The sequence below is a fragment of the Streptomyces sp. NPDC042364 genome (assembly GCF_056437585.1).
The window spans coordinates 630,906-650,500 of record NZ_JBWKAJ010000003.1; the positions used below are offsets into that span (position 1 = coordinate 630,906).

Annotated in this window: 11 protein-coding genes; 7 read left to right on the top strand and 4 right to left on the bottom strand. The window is 73.4% G+C overall.

Annotation, left to right across the window (positions count from 1 at the left end; genetic code table 11):
• Positions 1-76 precede the first annotated feature (76 nt).
• The gene (locus AC067N_RS09245) at positions 77-271 is read left to right on the top strand and encodes a hypothetical protein (RefSeq protein ID WP_055518486.1); all 195 of its coding nucleotides are present in this window, start codon (positions 77-79) and stop codon (positions 269-271) included.
• Between the two features lie 129 nt (positions 272-400).
• Here AC067N_RS09245 and AC067N_RS09250 read toward each other — a convergent pair whose 3' ends face one another.
• The 4 genes from AC067N_RS09250 to AC067N_RS09265 form a co-directional block, all read right to left on the bottom strand.
• Positions 401-1,303: a hypothetical protein gene (locus AC067N_RS09250; RefSeq protein ID WP_478678238.1), complete on the bottom strand. Its 903-nt coding sequence runs from the start codon at positions 1,301-1,303 to the stop codon at positions 401-403.
• Positions 1,304-1,635: 332 nt separating this feature from the next.
• Positions 1,636-2,742, bottom strand: coding sequence for a peptide chain release factor 2 (prfB, locus tag AC067N_RS09255; RefSeq protein ID WP_478678239.1), 1,107 nt, complete (start codon positions 2,740-2,742; stop codon positions 1,636-1,638).
• A 278-nt stretch (positions 2,743-3,020) separates the two neighbouring features.
• Entirely contained in the window at positions 3,021-4,256 is a 1,236-nt protein-coding gene (locus AC067N_RS09260; RefSeq protein WP_478678240.1) for a serine/threonine-protein kinase, read from the bottom strand.
• Positions 4,257-4,399: 143 nt separating this feature from the next.
• A complete protein-coding gene (locus tag AC067N_RS09265; RefSeq protein WP_478678241.1) occupies positions 4,400-6,148 on the bottom strand; it encodes a serine/threonine-protein kinase in 1,749 nt (582 codons plus the stop codon).
• Between the two features lie 473 nt (positions 6,149-6,621).
• On the opposite strand from AC067N_RS09265, the gene AC067N_RS09270 reads away from it, so the two are divergent.
• The 6 genes from AC067N_RS09270 to AC067N_RS09295 all read left to right on the top strand — a co-directional run bounded on the left by AC067N_RS09270 (position 6,622) and on the right by AC067N_RS09295 (position 19,595).
• Complete coding sequence (locus AC067N_RS09270) at positions 6,622-10,575, top strand: FHA domain-containing protein (protein WP_478678242.1); 3,954 nt, start codon at positions 6,622-6,624, stop codon at positions 10,573-10,575.
• A 285-nt stretch (positions 10,576-10,860) separates the two neighbouring features.
• Entirely contained in the window at positions 10,861-12,264 is a 1,404-nt protein-coding gene (locus AC067N_RS09275) for an ABC transporter substrate-binding protein (RefSeq protein ID WP_478678243.1), read from the top strand.
• Positions 12,265-12,272: 8 nt separating this feature from the next.
• Positions 12,273-13,628, top strand: coding sequence for a carbohydrate ABC transporter permease (locus AC067N_RS09280; protein ID WP_478678244.1), 1,356 nt, complete (start codon positions 12,273-12,275; stop codon positions 13,626-13,628).
• A complete protein-coding gene (locus tag AC067N_RS09285; protein ID WP_478678245.1) occupies positions 13,625-14,548 on the top strand; it encodes a carbohydrate ABC transporter permease in 924 nt (307 codons plus the stop codon). The genes AC067N_RS09280 and AC067N_RS09285 overlap by 4 nt, the downstream gene beginning before the upstream one ends.
• Positions 14,549-14,800: 252 nt before the next feature.
• Positions 14,801-17,080, top strand: coding sequence for a bifunctional glycosyltransferase/CDP-glycerol:glycerophosphate glycerophosphotransferase (locus AC067N_RS09290; RefSeq protein ID WP_478678246.1), 2,280 nt, complete (start codon positions 14,801-14,803; stop codon positions 17,078-17,080).
• 349 nt (positions 17,081-17,429) lie between these two features.
• A complete protein-coding gene (locus AC067N_RS09295) occupies positions 17,430-19,595 on the top strand; it encodes a bifunctional glycosyltransferase/CDP-glycerol:glycerophosphate glycerophosphotransferase (protein ID WP_478678247.1) in 2,166 nt (721 codons plus the stop codon).

Sequence of the window (19,595 nt, forward strand, 5' to 3'; positions counted from 1 at the left end):
CGGCGGATCAGCGGAACGCACCGGTTCCGCCAAGCGTTGAGGTGTGTGTGAGGCCATTGCAAGGAGGGCGAGGCGCATGACGTACGACCGGTTGGTGTGCGCGAACTGCGCGTCGCCCGTCGCCGAGGGCCGCTGCCATGTGTGCCGGGCCAGTCGCGAGCGGCTCCAGCAGGAGAACCCGTTCGCGGGCCTGAGCCCGATGACCCTGATCGCCCTCCTGGCGATCCTGATAACGGCTCTGGCGCTGCTGGCGCACCAGACGACCGCGTAGGGCGACGGCAGCGGAGAGTGAGCGACCGGCGGTCACGGCCGGCCGCGACCGGATACGACGAAGGCCCGGGGCCGGAAGCGCTGCCCCGGGCCTTCACCCGTGTGTGGTGCCGTGCGTGACCGCGAGAGGTCAGGCGGCGGCGCCGCGGCCGTCCATCAGGCGCGGCAGCAGACGGAAGCCGATACCGCCGACGATCATCGTGGCGGCCCCGACCAGCAGGAACGTGGTCTCGGCGGCACCCGTCTCGGCCAGCTCACCGGTCCCGGAGCCCTGAGCCTCGGTCTCGGAACCGGTGTCGGTCAGCTGCGAGGAGCCCTCTTCCTGGACGACCTCGTCGTTGCCGCCGTCGGGGTCGGCGCCACCGGAGGTGGCGTCACCGCCGCCGATGGTGGAGGAACCGCCGCCCGAGGTGGAGTCGCCGCCGCCGATGGAGCTGTTGCCACCCGAGTTGCCGTTGCCACCCGTGGAGCTGTTGCCACCCGAGTTGCCGTTACCGCCGGTGGAGCCGTTGCCGCCCGAGTTGCCGTTGCCACCGGTGGAGCTGTTGCCACCCGAGTTGCCGTTACCGCCGGTGGAGCTGTTGCCACCGGAGTTGCCGTTGCCGTTCGAACCGCCGTTGCCGTTCGAACCGCCGTCGGTCGTGGTGCCGCCGTCCGTGGTGGTACCGCCGTCGGTGGTCGTACCACCGTCCGTGGTCGTACCACCGTCGGTCGTGGTGCCACCGTCCGTGGTCGTACCACCGTCCGTGGTCGTACCACCGTCGGTCGTCGTGCCACCGTCCGTGGTCGTACCACCGTCGGTCGTCGTACCGCCGGTCGTGCCCTGCGTGGCACCGATGGACGTGCCGTCCGTGTCACCCTCGGTGTCGACCGAGACACCGACGTCGGCGGAGACGCCGTTACCGGTGTTGACGCCGATACCGACGCCGAGGTCGAGAGCGGAAGCGGCACCCGCGGCGGTCAGCGACGCGCCGGCGGCGATCACGGCACCCGCGGCGATACGCGCCACGCGGATCCGCGTCTTCTTCGTCATATGGCTGCTACCCCCAGTAGCTCATCAGAAAATGGAGCAGCGCCCGGGGCCGCGATCAACGGGGGCAGTCGGTAGCTTCGAAGTCCCCCGGTTCACATGCGTCCCAGTAATGCGCATGCCACGCGCCAGCCTTCCCAGTTTTTGATGCAACGTCAAGGTCGTTGCGTACGCGATGTCCTGTTCACCGGATTTGACCGCGGTAACGTCGTGTGAGTGTGACGTAAAACCCAGACATCCCCCTACAGACAAGGCAACTGCCATCCGGTGAATGGCAGTTGCCTTGTCGACAAAGCGCTGAAATTGTCCGGGGTTGTGCGGCGGGGTCGCTTCCCCTACTTCTCCTGCTGCTTGCGCCAGCGAATTCCGGCCTCCAGGAAGCCGTCGATCTCGCCGTTGAACACTGCCTCGGGGTTGCCGACCTCGTAGTTGTTCCGCAGGTCCTTGACCATCTGGTACGGGTGGAGGACGTACGAACGCATCTGGTTGCCCCAGGAGTTGCCGCCGTCGCCCTTGAGCGCGTCCATCTTGGCCTGCTCCTCCTGGCGGCGCCGCTCGAGCAGCTTCGCCTGGAGGACGTTCATGGCCGTGGCCTTGTTCTGGATCTGCGAGCGCTCGTTCTGGCAGGAGACGACGATGCCGGTCGGCAGGTGCGTGATGCGCACGGCGGAGTCGGTCGTGTTGACACCCTGGCCGCCGGGGCCGGAGGACCGGTAGACGTCGATGCGCAGCTCGGACTCGTCGATCTCGACGTGGTCGGACTGCTCCACGACGGGGAGCACCTCGACACCGGCGAAGGAGGTCTGGCGGCGCCCCTGGTTGTCGTAGGGCGAGATCCGGACGAGGCGGTGCGTGCCCTGCTCGACGGAGAGGGTGCCGTACGCGTACGGCGACTGCACGGCGAAGGTGGTCGACTTGATGCCGGCCTCTTCCGCGTACGACGTCTCGTAGATCTCGGTCTTGTAGCCGTGCTGCTCGGCCCAGCGCAGATACATCCGCTGGAGCTTCTCCGCGAAGTCGGCCGCGTCGACGCCTCCGGCCTCGGCGCGGATGTTGACGAGCGCCTCACGGGAGTCGTACTCGCCGGAGAGGAGCGTACGGACCTCCATCTCGTCGAGGGCCTTCTTCACGGAGGCGAGCTCCGCCTCGGCCTCGGCGCGGGTGTCCGGGTCGTCCTCCTCCTCGGCCATCTCGAAGAGGACACCGAGGTCGTCGATACGACCACGGAGCGCCTCCGCCTTCCTGACCTCGGCCTGGAGGTGGCTCAGCTTGCTGGTGATCTTCTGCGCCTCGTCGGGGTTGTCCCACAGGGACGGCGCGGCCGCCTGCTCCTCGAGCACGGCGATCTCTGCCCTCAGCTTGTCGAGGTCCAAAACGGCCTCGATCGACTCCATGGTCGAGGAGAGGGACTTCAGCTCTTCGGATACATCGACGACTGCCACGCCCCCAGCGTAACGGCTACGGCAACGGATCCCTCCCGGGAGCCTGTGAGCACCTCAGAGCTCGGGGGTGCGGGTTCGCTCTGCGGTGCGGGTGGCTGGGGGCTGATCGCGCAGTTCCCCGCACCCCTGGAAAAGCAGGGGCCTGCGGCCCCGTGCTTCTCCGATGAAGGGCGGGCCGCAGGGCCCGTTCCTTCAGGGGCGCGGGGAACTGCGCGAGAAACCACGACGAACCCGCAGCCGCCGGACAACAGTGGCCCCCGAGTCAGAAGGCGCCCCGGTCAGGGAGAACCCGGCGCCGAATTCTTCGTGTCGGACGGCGCTCCGCCCTCCTCGTCCCCGGAGGTGGCCGCCCACGTCCCCAACCCGACCACGGCGATCAGCGCCACCGCCGCCGCGCCGAGCGTGATCCGGCGGCGACGGGCGGTCGCCCGGTTCCGCGCGGACCCCGGCCGGGGCGCCCCCGCCGCCCGGGGTGCCCGCGCGGTCCCCCGCGCGCCCCCGGCCAGCTCGTCGGGGGCCGGCACCCGCATCGACGTGTGCGTGTCCCGGTTGGAGTCCGGCTTGGCCCCCGGCACCAGCGGCACGGCCCCGCGCCGCACCCGCTCCCGCGGGGCGGCCGCCTCCGCCGGCTTCTCCTCGTACGCGTCCTGCGTCTCCGTCCCCGGCTCGTCGACGTCCAGCGGCGGCATCCCGGCCAGCAGGGGCAGCTGCTCCCGCAGCCGCGCCGCCAGCTCCGACGCCCGCAGCCGTGAGGCCGGGGCCTTGGCCAGGCACTGCACGAGCAGCTGCCACAGCTCCTCGGGGATGCCGGGCAGGGGGACGACCGTCTCGGTCACATGACGGCGCAGCACCGCGCCGGGGTGGCCCCCGCCGAACGGGGTGAAGCCCGCCAGCAGCTCGTACAGGACCGTCGCGAGGGCGTAGATGTCCACGGCCGCCCTCGGCGGCAGGCCCTCCACTATCTCGGGCGCGAGATAGTCCGGCGTCCCGATGATCTTCGTGGCGCGGGTCCGCCGGGGAGAGTCGATCAGCTTCGCGACGCCGAAGTCGGTCAGCAGGGCCGGGTGGGAGCCGCCGGGACCGAGCGGGCCCTGCATGTCCAGCAGCACGTTCTCCGGCTTGACGTCCCGGTGCACGATCCCTGCCGCGTGGGCCGCCGCGAGGCCGTCCGCGACATCGGCCACGATGGCGACCGCCGCCTCGGGGGCCATGCGGCGCTCCCGGTCCAGCCGGGTGCGCAGATCGGTGCCCCGGACGAGGTCCATGACGAGGGCGAGGTCGTTGCCGTCGACGACGAGGTCGCGCACGGACACCACGTTCGGGTGGTCGAGACCCAGCAGCGCCGTGCGCTCCTGGACGAAGCGGCTGACGAGCTCCTGGTCGGACGAGAGGTCCTCGCGCAGCAGCTTGATCGCGACGGGGCCCTCCGGGCCCTCACCCAGCCACACCGTGCCGGCGCTGCCCCGCCCCAGAATCTGGTTCGCGGTGTACCGGCTTCCGATCTTCCGTCCCAAGACTGCTCCTACAGGCCGCGTGTTGGCGACAAAGCTACGCGCCCGAAGAGCCAACCTTCACCGCCGAGGCGGAAATCACCCCTCAGATGTCGACAAGTCCCCAACCCGGGCGCGGTTGCCGGACGGATCGCCGACCGCGCCCGTCACTGACCGGAACCAGATCCTCCGGAACCCGAGTCGGTCAGGTCGCCGATCCACTTGGTCGCCGTGTTGAACCAGTCGGTCAGCTGCTCCCAGTAGCCCTTGCCGGTCCCGATCCACTGCTGGAGGGGGGTGAACTCCCAGATCAGCCAGCCGCCGACGAAGAGCAGGACGATCATGAACAGGCAGCCCTTGAGACAGCCCAGCCCCGGGATCCTCATCGGGTTGGCGCTGCGCCGACGCGGCTCGCGCGGCGGCCTCGGCTCGCGCTGCGGTCGCGGCGCGGGCTGCTGCGGCTGGGGCTGCGGCGCGGGCGCGTACCGCTGCGGCTGCTGGTGCTGCGGGGCGGGGGCGTACGGCTGGTGCTGCTGCGGCCGGCCGTAGCCGGGGGCGGGCTGCTGGGGGCGGCGCTGCGACCGCTGCTGCCCGCGCGGCGGCTGCTGTGGCTGCGGGGCCTGCGGGGGCTGCTGCGGCCGCTGGGGCTGCCGCTGGGGGCGGCGGCGCAGCGGGTCCTCGCCCGGGTCGAGGTACTGGATCTGGGTCTGTTCGTTGCGGTCGCGGGCGGCGCGCAGCTGGTTCTGCCAGGGGTGCGGCTGCTCGGGTCCGGCCGGGTCGTGCGGCGGCACGGGCGGCATGACGGAGGTCGGGTCGGCCCCGCCGGTCTGCGGGAGGACGGCGGTGGGGTCGGCCGCGCCCGCGGGCTGGTTCCCCGGGCCCGAGGTGTGCGGGAGCACGCTGGTCGCCGCGTTCGGGTCGTACGAGCCGGCGCCGTGCGGCAGCACCTGGGTGGCGTCGGACGAGCCGAACGGCTCCGGGGCCCCTCCCGGCACCGGCGCGGGCGCCGGGTCGGGGGCGAGGAGATGGCTCACGCCCTCGGCGGCGGCGATCTGCGTGGAGTTGGCGTGCACCCCGATGCCCTCGGCGACGACGCGGAGCGCGCGGGCGAGGTTGACGGCGCCGGGCCGTTCGTCGGGGTTCTTGCGCAGACAGCGTTCGATGACCGTCCACAGCGGGTCGGGGACGGTGGACGGGCGGCGCGGCTCGGCGCTGAGGTGCTGGTGCAGCACTTCGAGGGCGCTCTGGCCGGCGAACGGCGGGCGCCCGGTGACCAGTTCGTACAGCAGGATGCCGGCGCCGTAGATGTCGACGGCGGAGGTCTGCGGCCGGCCCTCGGCGGACTCGGGGGCGACGTACGCGGGCGTGCCGACGAACTCGCTGGTCCGGGTCAGGCCCGGGGAGTCGGCGAGGCGGGCGATGCCGAAGTCGGTCAGCATCGGGTGCATCTGGCCCGCGTCCTGCCGGAGCAGCACGTTGGCGGGCTTGAGGTCGCGGTGGACGACGCCGTCGGTGTGGCTGGCGGCGAGCGCGTCGGCGATCTGCGCGGTGAGCAGCGCGGCCGCGACGGGGGTGAACGGGCCGTTCTCGCGCAGGTAGCGGTGCAGGTCCGGGCCGTCGATCAGGTCCATGACGAGGGCCAGGAGATCGCCCTCGACGACGAGGTCGCGCACCCGGACGATGTTCGGGTGGGTGAGCCTGAGCAGGACGGAGCGCTCGCGCAGGAAGCGCATCACGATGTCCGGGTCGCCGGCCAGCTCCTCCTTGAGGACCTTGATCGCCACGGTCTCCCCGGGGTGGCCCGGCACGGCCGCCTCGGCGCCCGCCGTCTCCCGCTGGCGGGCGCGCCAGACTGTGCCTGTGGCGCCGCGTCCCAGCGGCTCCTCAAGGAGGTACTTGCTCCCTACCGGCCGCACGTCATGCGCTCCCTGCTGCTTGCTTGCCCGACCCCGTCCCACGGGTGTTCCGACCCACTGTAGTGCGGCCTTCCCCGGGACCAGGGGTCCTGTCGTCCTGCGCCTGCCGTGGCTTGCCGTGGCTCGCCGTGCGCACTGTCCGTCCCGTGTACGCGGATACGTACGGGTTCCCCGGTGCGTTCGATGGAAAGACGCTCTTCCCCAGGCGCTCGGTTGCCCAAAGCGGACACGGAGCAGACGTGACCGATCTCAAGTGATCGATTGGCGGGCACTGGTCAGGCACTTTTGGGGGCAGAGCCGACCAATCAAGATCACTTGACGGTGGGCGACGGGCGTGTTGTCTGTGGCAGGTGCAAGGATGCCCCCAGTACTGGCCGACGTGCCCGTGAGCGGTGGGGGAAGTCTGCGGTGGGGACCGCGCAGTCTCGTCCTCGTCGTCGCGGGTGCCCGCGCGGAAGGGACCGCTGACGGCGATGCAGATCCGGCTGACCGTCGTAGACCCGCTCGGACCGACCTCGGAGCCGCGAGGACGTGCCACGGCCTGCGACGTGCTGGTCACGGCGCCCGCCGGGACGGCTCTCGCCGCCGTGGCGTCGGGCCTGGCCTCCGCGGTCGGCGACGGCGGCGCCGCGCAGCCGGAGCGCGGCCGTGAGGCCGGCGGCCAGGTCGTGCTGTACGCCGGTGCGGAGCGCCTCGACACCCAGCGCTGCACCCTCGGCGAGCCGCCCCTGATCGACGGCGCCGTGCTCTGCCTGGGCGCCCCCTCCGAGGCGGGCCCCGAGGTCGACGAGGCCGCCGCCCAGCTGCATGTCGTGGCCGGCCCCGACGCCGGCGGCGTCCATCTGCTGCACGGGGGCAAGATCCACATCGGCCGCTCCGCCGACGCGGACGTCCCCCTGGACGACCCCGACGTCTCCCGCCTCCACTGCGCGGTCACCCTCTCCGCCGACGGCCGGGTCACCGTCGTCGACCTCGGCTCCACCAACGGCACCACGCTCGACGGCGATCCCGTCGGCGACCGCCCCGTCCGCCTGGCGCCGGGCGCGCTGCTGCGGATCGGCGAGTCGGCGCTCCGCCTGGCCTCCTCCTCCGGCACCCGCGGCGTCGCGACGACACCCGACGGCGAGGGCCACATCCGGGTGGCCACGGGGGCCGGGGGCGCCGCGTATCCCAAGGGCTCCGCGGCGGCCGCGGGCTCGGCCGGCGGTACGACGTCGGGGACGGGGACCGGCTTCCTCGGCGGCTCCGGAGGCGTGTCCCCGGGCGGCGGAGCCGGGGAGGCCGCCCGGGCCGCGGGTCAGGGCCGTACGGAGCGGAGGACGGTGCCCGGGCAGGGCGGGGCACCGGGGATCGAGCGGGCGGCGGGTGCCGCGGGGCCGGAGGGCGCCGGGTTCGCGGGCGGGGCGGCCGCAGGCGCGTCCGGGTCCGGGTCCGGGTCCGGTGGCAGGGGTGCGGGACATCAGGGCTTCGGCGCTGCCGCCGACCCGGCCGGCCCCGGCTGGTACGACGGCTCCGACGGCGGCCCCGGTGACCTCGGTGACGGCGCCGATGCCCTGGGGCCCGCCGGTTCCGGCAGCCGCAAAGGCACGCCCCTGCGGGGGACGGACGTGCCGCGCGGGGTGCGCAGACGGGGCGGGTTCGGCGCCTGGGCGCGCCGGCTGGCCGGGGGGCGCGGGCAGGCGGGGGCCGCGTACGACCCGTACGAGTACGACACGGAGGACGAAGAGGACGAGCGCGGCGCTCCGGCGTCGCTGCTCCCCGCCGCCGGCGAGCGGCTGCCGGAGACCTGGCCGGATCCCGCCGCGCTCCTGCTCACCGCGCTGGGCCCCGGGCCCCGGCTGTGGGAGCGGGGACCCGGCCACCCGGAGGCGCTGTCGGTGCGGCTGGGCACGGCCGACCGGGCGACGCCGGACGGTTCCGGCCTGCTGCCGGCGGTGCCGGTGACCACCGGGCTGCGTGAGGTCGGCGCACTGGGCCTGGCCGGGCCGCGCCCACGGCTGATGGGCCTGGCCCGTGCCGTCGTGGCCCAGCTCGCCGCGCTGCACTCCCCCGACACCCTCGAACTGATCCTGATCAGCGCCGACCGCTCCCGCCCCGCCGAGGAGCGCACCGCCGACTGGTCCTGGCTCGGCTGGCTCCCCCACCTGCGCCCCGCCCACGGCCAGGACTGCCGTCTCCTTCTCGCCTACGACCGCGAACAGGCCACGGCCCGCGCGGACGAGCTGCTGCGCCGCCTGGACGACCACACGGCGGACACGGCCGCCCTCCACCCCGAGGACCTCGCCGGCGGACGGCCCGCCCGGCGGCCGTCGTGGGCCAGGGACGACCGGGCGGCGGGCGGCTTCCCGGGGCCGTACACGGTGGTGATCGTGGACGGGGACCCCGGCGGTGCCGATGTGCGGGAGGCCGTGGTGCGGCTGGCGCAGGACGGGCCGGCCGCCGGGATACACGTGGTGTGCCTCGCCGAGGCCGAGGCCGCGTCACCCGCCTCCCCGGTGGCGGAGACATACGCGGCGGCCTGCGCGATCTCGCCCGCGTTCCGCGCGTGCGGGGCCGTCGCCCTGCTGAGCGGTGACGTCGCCACGGCGCTGCGGCTGCTGCGTGTCGCCCCCGGGAACACCGCCGCGACCGCCCCCGGGAGCGGCCTCCCGGGGCAGGCCACGGCGGCGCCAAGTGGAGCCGTACGAGGCGGGGCCGAGCGCCTCGGCCCCGTCGACCACGCGCGCGGGAGCGGACCGGGCCACCCCGGCTCCGGGGCCGTGCCCGGCCGTTCGCGTTCCGACCGCCCCGGTGTGCCGGGCCATCCCGGTCGTCCGGCTCACCCCGAGCATTCCGGCCGTACCGGCGGGGCGGAGTCCGGTTCCGGTGGGCGTACGCACCCGCACATCGACCTCCCGGGGGCCGTACGTTCCGGCGCGGACGAGCGCACGCGTCCCGGCACCCACGAGCCGTCCTCGATCGACCCGGACCCGCCCGGGCTGCTGAACCACGGCACGGTGGCCACGCTGGACGCGGTGTCGGCGGCGTGGGCGGAGCGGTTCGCGCGGGCGCTCGCGCCCCTGCGCACGGACGGCTCGACCGGGGACCGGCAGGCGCGGGTGTCCGCGCCGCTGCCGCAGTCGGCCCGGCTGCTGGACGAGTTGGGGCTGGCACGGGCCACCCCGGCGTCGCTGATGGCGCGTTGGGCCGACGCCGCCGACGACACGACGGCGCTCGGCGGCCGGGCCTGGGCCGTGCTCGGCGCGGGACCGCGCGGACCGGTGTCCGTGGACCTCGTGGCCGAGGGCCCACATCTGCTGATCGAGGGGCCCGTGGGCAGCGGGCGTACGGAGTTGCTGCGGTCCGTCGCCGCGTCCCTCGCCGCCGCCGAGCGGCCCGACCGGCTGGGCATCGCCCTGGTTGACGGGCGGGACGGAGGAGGCGGTGCGGCCGGCGGCCCCGGTGGGGCGGCGGGGCGCGCCGGGGAAGGGCTGGGCGTCTGCACCGACCTGCCCCACGTGGGCACGTATCTCATGGCCAACGACCCCGTCCGGATGCGGGAGTTCGCGCAGTCGCTGAGCGCCGAGCTGAAACGGCGGGCCGAGTTGCTGGGCGGGCTGGGGTTCGCGGAGTGGCACACACGGCGTGAGGTGTCGGGCCGGATCGTCCCCCAGCGTTCGGCGGGGTCGGTCGGCCGGTCCGGGGCGGGGGCCACGGGTTCCGCGGCGGCGGGTGCCAAGGCGGCGGGTGGCGGACCGGAGGGCGCCGGGTCCACCGGTGGCGGTCCGGCCGGGAGCGGCGGTCCGGCCGGCGGGGTGCCGGCCGGCGGGGGTGCCGCCGATCTCGACTCGTCCTCCAGTTCCACGCTGCGGCTGCGGCCGGGTGCGGGGCGCGGGGCCGCCGAACAGGGCGGGCGGACGGGCGGGAGGGGCTCCGAGCTGCCGCGGCTCGTCGTGATCGTCGACGACCTCGACGCGCTGCTGTCGCCGCCGCTGGGTTCCACGGGCCGGCCCGCCGCCGGATCGGTCGTACGGGCGTTGGAGGCCGTGGCGAGGGAGGGCGAGCGGCTCGGTGTGCATCTCGTGGCCGCCGGCGCGGGGGGCCGGGTCGGCGAGGGTGAGCTGGGGCGGGCGGCCGGGGGACGGGTCGTCCTCAGTGCTCCGCTGCCGGGCCCGGACGAACCCTCGCCCGGCCGCGGTGAGTTGCTCACCCAGGGGCGTTCCGCACCCACCCCGTTCCAGGCGGGCCGGGTGACGGGTCGCATCCCCCGCACCGCCACCCTGCGGCCCACCGTCGTCCCCGTCGACTGGGCCCGCATGGGCGACCCGCCGGCCCGCCGCCAGGTCCGCGAACTGGGCAACGGCCCCACGGATTTGGCACTCCTCGCGAGCGCGCTCGACCGCGCGGCGAGAGAGGTGTCGGCGGCGGAGGTGGCGTCCCTGCTGTAGGGCGGCGGGCGACGGGGCGCGGAGCCGATCGGGCGCGCCCCAGGGGGCGCGGGGAACCGCGGGAGCAACCACGTACGCCGCGCACCCGCCCATGACGAGCGGCCCCGCGGCGAGGAGGCGCCCGGCCCTCACCCCGCCCTACGCATGGTCACGACGCGGTCACGATCAGGGAGTTGAGGGGGCAGGCGCTCTTGCCGCCCCCAGGCGCGCGGCGTAGACCAGAGCGCACGGGACAGCGCCTCTACGTTCGACGACGCACGGAGAACGGGGTCAGTGATGCGCAGCATGCTTCGTACACGCAACGCGACGACCGAGCACCATCCCTCACCCAGGTCGAGATCGACGACCAGGGCTCTGGCCGCCCTCGCCGCGGGCCTCCTCGCCGTATCCCTCTCCGCGTGCGGCGGGGACGACGACGGTGACGGCGGCGACAAGGCAGCGGGCGGTGACGGCGGCAAACCCACGGTCCAACTGCCTCGGCTCGAAGGCCAGAAGCTGGAGGTCGCGGCCGTCTTCACCGGCCCGGAGCTGGACAACTTCCAGAAGGTGCTGGACGAGTTCGAGAAGCGCACCGGCGCCTCGGTGAGCTTCGTACCGACCGGCAACAACACCTCCACCTTCCTCGGCACGAAGATCGAGGGCGGCAAGCCGCCGGACGTGGCGTTCCTGCCCCAGGTCGGCGTACTGCACCAGTTCGCCGAGAAGGGCTGGATCAAACCGCTCGGCGGCGAGGCCCTGGCCCAGCTCGACAAGAACTTCTCGGACGGCTGGAAGGACCTGGGCGCGTACGAGGGCAAGCAGTACGGCGTGTACGCGAAGGCCGCCAACAAGTCCCTCGTCTGGTACAACAGCGCGGCCTTCGAGGCGGCGGGCATCACCGAGGAACCGAAGACCTGGGACGAGTTCCTGCGGACGGCGCAGACGCTGTCCGACGCGGGGTCCCCGGCCGTCTCCATCGGCGGCGCCGACGGCTGGACGCTCACCGACTGGTTCGAGAACGTCTATCTCTCGCAGGCCGGCCCCGAGAAGTACGACCGGCTCGCCAAGCACGAGATCAAGTGGACGGACCCCTCCGTCGAGAAGGCCCTCACCACGCTGGCCGAGCTGTGGGGCAAGGACGAGCTGATCGCGGGCGGGGCCTCCGGCGCCCTGCAGACGGAGTACCCGAAGTCGATCACGCAGACGTTCAGCGGTGACACCCCGGCCGGCATGGTCTTCGAGGGCGACTTCGTGGCCGTCACCATCAACGGCGACACGGACGCGAAGATCGGCACGGACGCCAAGGTCTTCCCGTTCCCGGCGGTCGGCGACGATTCCCCGGTGGTCACCGGCGGTGACGCGGCGGTGGCGCTGAAGGACGGCGAGGGCGCGCAGGCGCTGCTCACCTTCCTCGCCTCGACCGACGCCGCGGAGATCTGGGCGGCGCAGGGCGGCTTCCTCTCCCCCAACAAGGAGATGGACCAGGGGACGTACAAGGACGACGTCACCCGGGAGATCGCCGAGGCGCTGCTCGCGGCGGGCGACGACTTCCGCTTCGACATGTCCGACCAGGCGCCCGCGGCGTTCGGCGGCACCCAGGGCGTCGGTGAGTGGAAGGACCTCCAGGACTTCCTGAAGAACCCCGACGACGTCGCCGGCGCGCAGAAGCGGCTGGAGACGGACGCGGCGAAGGCCTACGGGAAGGGCTGACGTCCGTCATGCCGTCCGCCGTGGCGAAGACGGCGGGGGGTGCCGGCGCGCTGCCGACACCGCCCGCCGCACCGCGCAAGAGCGTGACGGGCACCCGGCTGTGGGTGGCGGTGCTGTTCCTGCTGCCCGCGCTGGTGCTGCTCGGCGCGCTCGTGGTCTACCCGATCGGGTACTCGGTCTGGCGGAGCCTGTTCGACGCGAGCGGCTCGGGCTTCGTCGGCCTCGACAACTACGCGGAGATCTTCACCGACGACGCCACCCTCGTCGCCGTCCGCAACACCGCGATCTGGGTCGCGGTGGCCCCGGCCCTGGTCACCGCGCTGGGTCTGATCTTCGCGGTGCTGACGGAACGGGTGCGCTGGGGAACGGCGTTCAAGCTGATCGTCTTCATGCCGATGGCCATCTCGATGCTGGCCGCGGGCATCATCTTCCGGCTGGTGTACGAGCAGGACCCGGACCAGGGCGTGGCGAACGCGGTCGTGACGTCCGTGCACGACGTGTTCGCGGACGAGTCCGTGTATCCGAAGGCGCGCCCCAACGCCCAGGTCAGCGATCTACGGCCGTCCGGCGGCGGCTCGTTCACCACGGAGGGCGCCGTCCGTGCGGGCACCCCGGCGCTGCTGCCGCTGGTCGGTATCGCCCCGAACCGGCTGCCGGGCACCCCGGCGGACGCGAAGGCGCCCACCGGGAACGGTGTCACCGGCACCGTCTGGCTGGACTTCCGGCTCGGCGGCGGCGGTGAGAAGGGTGCCGTCGACCCGGGTGAGAAGGGCCTGGAGGGCGTCAGGGTGGAGGCGGTGAAGGACGGGCAGGTGGTCGCCACCGCGACCAGCGGCGCCGACGGCACGTTCCGCCTGCCGGAGTCGGCCGACGGGTCCCGGCTGCGGTTGCCGGGCTCGAACTTCGCGGCGCCGTACAACGGCGTCGAGTGGCTCGGCCCGACCCTGGTGACACCGGCCGTCATCGGCTCGTACGTCTGGATGTGGGCCGGGTTCGCGATGGTGCTGATCGCCGCCGGGCTGGCCGGTGTCGACCGGAACCTGCTGGAGGCGGCGCGGGTGGACGGGGCCAATGAGTGGCAGGTGTTCCGCCGCATCACGGTGCCGTTGCTCGCGCCGGTCCTGGTCGTCGTCCTCGTCACGCTGATGATCAACGTGATGAAGATCTTCGACCTCGTCTACATCATCGCGCCGCAGCCGACCCAGGACGAGGCCAACGTCCTCGCTCTGCAGCTCTACTTGGCGTCGTACGGCGGCGGGGGCGACTTCGGGCTGGGCAGCGCGATCGGTGTGGTGCTGCTGCTGCTCGTGCTGCCGGTGATGTGGGTCAACATCCGGCGACTGCGGAAGGAGCGCCAGCGGTGACCGCCCTCGAAACCCCGGCCCCTGCGCCGGCCCCGAAGAACCCCGCCCCCGAGACGCCCGTACGGGGCAGGCGCTCCGTCGCCGCCCGGGTGGCGAGCGGTGTGGCGGGGGGCGCGCTACGGGTCTTCCTGCTGCTGGTGGCGCTGTTCTGGCTGGTGCCGACGTTCGGTCTGCTGGTGTCGTCGTTCCGCGACCCGACCGACATCGCCGAGTCGGGCTGGTGGAAGGTGTTCTCGGCGCCCGCCCAACTCACCACGAGGAGCTACGAGTCCCTCCTGGAGAACGAGGGCATCACCGACGCCCTGTTCAACACGGTGTGGATCACGGTCCCGGCGACGCTGCTCGTCGTCCTGATCGGCGCGATGGCCGGATACGCCTTCGCGTGGATGGACTTCAAGGGCCGGGACTGGTGGTTCATGGTCGTGGTGGGGCTGCTGGTGGTGCCGGTGCAGGTGGCGCTGATCCCGCTGTCCGGGCTCTTCCGGGACCTGGGGATCTTCGGCGACATCATCGGTGTGGTCCTCTTCCACGTCGGCTTCGGACTGCCGTTCGCGATCTTCCTGCTGCGGAACTTCTTCGCGGAGATCCCGCGGGAACTGCTGGAGGCGGCGCGGCTGGACGGGGCGGGTGAGGTGCGGCTGTTCGCGACGGTCGTCCTGCCGCTGGCCGCCCCGGCGCTCGCGTCCCTCGGGATCTTCCAGTTCCTGTGGGTGTGGAACGACATGCTGGTCGCGCTGGTCTTCTCCAGCTCCGGCTCACAGCCGCTGACGGTCGCGCTCCAGCAGCAGGTACGGCAGTTCGGCGGCAACATCGAGGTCCTCGCGCCCGGCGCGTTCATCTCGATGGTGATCCCGCTCGCCGTGTTCTTCGCGTTCCAGCGGCAGTTCGTGTCGGGGGTGATGGCGGGGGCGGTGAAGTAGACAGCCGGCACGCTCCGCTTCGTGGGCCGGGAGCCGGGGGCCCAAGCCTTCAGGGGCGCGGGGCGGTGACACATGCGGCTCCGCCGTGTGGGCGCGACCAACCCCCACTCACCCGCAGCCAGAAGGCCAACGCACCACCCGGTTCACACCCACGCGCCCCTCGCTTCCGCAGATTCCCCCGTATGGCACACGCAACGTAACCAAATCATCCCATCGGCCGTTTCCGGGCAGTATGCCCGTGCCGACCCATGGATGTCCTCCTTGCCCAGGTTCAGTGTCATCGTCCCCGCGTACAAGGTTCAGGCGTACCTGCACGAGTGCCTGGATTCCGTGCTGTCCCAGTCCTTCACCGACCTCGAACTGATCGTCGTCGACGACGCCTCCCCCGACGGCTGCGGAGCGATCGCCGACGAGGTCGCGGCGCGTGATCCCCGGGTACGGCGCCCGGTACGGCTGCGGGAGAACACCGGGCCCGGTGCCGCCCGCAACCAGGGGATGCGGTGCGCGGGGGGCGACTACCTCGTCTTCCTCGACGGCGACGACAGGCTCGCCCCGGACGCGCTCCGGGCGATCGCCGACCGCGTCAAGGAGACCGGCGAACCGGACGTCCTCGTCCATGACTTCGCCGCCACCACCTGGGCGGGCGAGCCCGTCCGCGGACGGCGCGACCCCCGGCTCGCCGAAGCGGGCCCGGCCCCCTTCCGTCTCGACGGCCGCCCCGGGCTGCTGGGCGTCCGCCCCGCCGCGTGGAACAAGGCGTACCGGCGGGAGTTCGTGGCGGAGCACGGCTTCCGTTTCCCGCCCGGCATTCACGAGGACGTGGCCTGGACGTACCAGGTGCTGATGAGCGCCGCGTCCGTCGCCACGCTCGACCGGGTCTGCGTCCACCTCCGCAGGCGCCGCCACGGTGGTCTGCTGGAGCGGACCACACGGGCGCACTTCGACGTGTTCGAGCAGTACGACCGGGTGTTCGCGTACGTCGACGAGCGGCCGGAGCTGGCCCCGTGGCGTCCGCTGCTGTTCCACCGCATGCTCGACGACCTCACCGCGGTGTTCTCACGGCGCGACCGGCTCCCGCGCGCCGCGCGCGCCGAGTTCCTGCGCACCGCCCGCGCGTACCGCGCCCGCTACCGCACCCCGGGCGCCCCTCTTCGCGCCGGCGCCCGGCTCCGGCACGCGCGGCTGCGGCTGGGCAGCCACCGTCTGCACGGCGCGCTGTGGGCGACGGCCCGCGCGGGCCGTGCGGCGGGGCGTCTGGCGCGGGGCCTGGGCCTGCTGGCCCGCGGCGGCGGGCTCCGCCTGCACTACCGCGTCCAGCGCCTGCTCCCGCTGCGGGCCGACCGGGCGGTGTTCGCCGCGTACGACGGCCGTGGCTATGTGTGCAACCCGGCCGCGCTGGAGAACGCGTTCCGCACGTACGTGCCCGGCATGCGCACCTCGTGGGTCGCCCGGCCGGAGCACCACCACACCCTTCCGGTGCCGACCCGGCGGTTGCTGCCCGGCTCGATGGCGTACTGGACGGCGCTCGCCCGCTCCAAGTATCTCGTCAGCAATGTCGACTTCGACCGGCGGCTGGTCAAGCGTCACGGCCAGGTACTGGTGCAGACCCGGCACGGCACCCCGCTCAAGCGCATGGGGCTCGACCTCCAGGACCGTCCGGCGGCCGCGCGCGGCACGGACTTCGACGCGGCGCTGCGCGGCAGCGACCAGTGGGACTACGTCCTGTCCGGCAACCGCCACTCCACCCTCGTCTTGGAACGCGTCCATCCGTCCCCGTACACCGTCCTCGAATACGGTTCGCCGCGCAATGACGTGCTGCTGCGGGCCGGCTCGGTGGATGTGGCGCGCATCCGCGAGCATCTCGGGATCCCCGCGGGCTCGGTGGTCGTGCTGTACGCCCCCACGCACCGCGACTACCGCCACTCGCAGCGCGCCCATCTCGACCTGGAGCGGGTGCTGCGCGAGCTCGGGCCGCGCTTCGTGGTCCTCGCCCGGGCGCACCACGCGTACGACGCCCCGCTGACGGATCTCGCCCACGGCCGGCTGCTGGACGTCACCGGGCATCCGAGCGTGGAGAGCCTGTTCCTGGCGTCCGACGCGCTCGTCACCGACTACTCGTCCGTGATGTTCGACTACGCCAACCTCGACCGGCCGATCGTGATCCACGCGGAGGACTGGGAGGCGTACGAGGCGGCGCGGGGGATGTACTTCGACCTGCGGTCGTTCCCGCCGGGCGCGGTGGCGCGCAGTGAGGACGAGCTGATCGACATCTTCGCCACGGGGCACTGGCGGGGATCGCGGTCGACGCAGCTGCGTGGGGCGTTCCGGGAGCGGTTCTGCCGGTTCGACGACGGGAGGGCCGCGGAGCGGGTGGTGCGGCGGGTGGTCTTCGGGGAGGCGGAGACCCCGGTGATCGTTCCGCTGGCCGGCCGTCGTCCCGTGCCGTCGGCGGTGGCCGGGCGGGAGCGGTCGCCGCAGGCGTCCGTGCCGGGGCAGGGCCGGCCGGGGCAGGCCGATCCCTTGCGCAGGTAGCCACCGGGGCCCTTCCCCGCCCCCGCCGCCCCTGCCCGCCCCTCCCCCAGGGGCTGCCGCCCCTTCGACCCCGCTCGGGCGCCTCGGGGCCCGGGGGTGCCGGTTCGTCGGCGGGTGCGGGTGAGTGTGCGGTTTCTCGCGCAGTTCCCCGCGCCCCTGAAGGGACGGGCCTGCGGCCCCCCTCCAGCGAAAGCCACGGGGCGCGGCCCGGGTGCCTTTCAGGGGCGCGGGGAACTGCGCCACAGGCCCCCGCTCACCCGCACCCGCACCCGCACCCGCACCCGCACCCGCCAAACCCACCCCCGCCCCCGAGCCCTCCCGCGCAACGGACCGAACCCGAAAGGACAGAATGCCCCGCTTCAGCGTCATCGTCCCCACGCACGGTGTCGAAGGCCGCCTCCCCCTCGCCCTGGACTCGGTGCTGACCCAACCCTTCGGTGACTTCGAGCTGATCCCGGTGTACGACGCCGAGGACTCCCCCGCGGGCACGGTCACCGCGGCCTACTCCGGCCGGGACGCCCGGGTCGCCCCCGCCGAGTCACCCCCGGACGCGGGGCTCCACGGTGCCCGCAACACCGGTCTGGCCACGGCCCTCGGCACCTACGTCCTGTTCCTCGACGGAGACGACACCCTCGTGCCGGGCGCCCTCCAGCGGATCGCGGACCGGCTGCGGGAGGCGGCCGACCCGGACGTGCTGTATCTGTCGCACGAGCGGGCCCACTGGTGGGAGGGCGGTACGACCGTGGTCCGCCCCTGCGGCGTCGGGACACCGGCGTGGAGCGCCGTCTACCGCCGGGACTTCCTCACGGAGCACCGGCTCGCCTTCCCGTCCGGCCACTTCACGGACCTCGGCTGGAACGGCCTGGTCGCCCTCGCCGCCGACCGCACGACGGAGCTGCGCGGCACGGTCTGCGTACGCCATCTGCTGCGCCGTCAGGGCAGCCGGCTCGACACACCCGGCGAGCACCAGCTCGACCTCCTCGACCAGGTCGAGACGGTGCTCGCCCGGGCCACCGCCGAACGCTCCCTCTCGGAGGCGATGTTCGAGCAGCTGTTCGCTGTCGTGCTGCGGACCGCGGCCCACCCCGAGCGGCTGCCCGCCCGCCTCCGGCGCGGCTTCTTCCGCCGGGCCACCCACCTCTACCGCCACTACCGCCCGACCGGTTTCCGCCCGCCCTCCGGAAGTCTCGGCGTACAGCACCTGCTGCTCGCGACCGGCTCGTACGCCGCCTTCACGGCGCTGCGCGCCGCGAACCGGACGGTGGCGCGGGCCATGGCGGCGGCCCCCCGCCCGCGCGCGCCCCTGACCCGCGCCCTCTACGCGGCCCATCGCCGCCTCCCCCTGGACGAGAACCTCGCCGTGTACTGCGCGTACTGGGGCCGCGGCCACACCTGCAATCCGGCCGCGGTCCACGCCAAGGTCCGTGAGCTGGCTCCGCACATCCGCTCGGTGTTCCTCGTGGAGCCCGACGCGGTGGCCCGTCTGCCGGAGGGCGTCGACCACGCCGTCATCGGCAGCCGGCGGTACTGGCAGGTGCTCGCCCGCGCCAAGTACCTCGTCAACAACGCCAACTTCGCGGACGCGGTCGTCAAACGCCCCGGCAGCGTCCATCTGCAGACCCAGCACGGCACCCCGCTGAAGACCATGGGCGTGGACCAGTCGCCCTATCCGGTGGTGGCCGCCGCGTCCGGCGGCTTCACCGCCCTTCTCGCCCGCGTGGACCGCTGGGACTACAGCCTCTCCGCCAACCGGCACTCGACGGAGACCTGGGAGCGGGCGTTCCCCGGCGCCTACGAGCAGCTGGAGTACGGCTATCCGCGCAACGACGTCTACTACACGGCGACGGCCGCCGATGTGGCCCGGACCCGGCGGGAGCTGGGCGTCCCCGAGGGCAAGACGGCCCTGCTGTACGCCCCCACCCACCGCGACCACGTCTCCGGCTACGAGGCGCGGCTCGACCTGGAGGCGTTCTGCGAGGCGGTCGGCGAGGGGTTCGTGGTGCTGCTGCGGGCGCACTACTTCTACGACCGGGGCAGCGGGATCGCGGACGGCGTGGCGGGCGGCCGGGACGGCCGGGTCATCGACGTCACCGGGCACCGCTCCACCGAGGACCTCTGTCTCGCCGCCGACGCACTGATCACCGACTACTCCTCCATCATGTTCGACTACGCCAACCTCGACCGGCCCATCGTGATCCACGCCGACGACTGGGACGTCTACCGCGAGACGCGGGGCGTCTGCTTCGATCTGCCGGCCGCGCCGCCCGGCCATGTGGCCCGCAGCCGAAGGGAGTTGGCGAACCTGTTCCGCGACGGTGTGTACGCCGACGCGGCGTCGGACGCGCTGCGGGCCGCCTTCCGTGAGCGGTTCTGCCAGTTCGACGACGGGAGGGCCGCCGAACGGGTCGTACGGCGGGTGTTCCTCGGCGAGCCCCCGGAGGCTCTGCCGCCCGTCGTCCCGCTCGCCGAGCGCACCCCGGCCCCCCGCCCCACGGCCACCCTCGTTAGGAGCTGA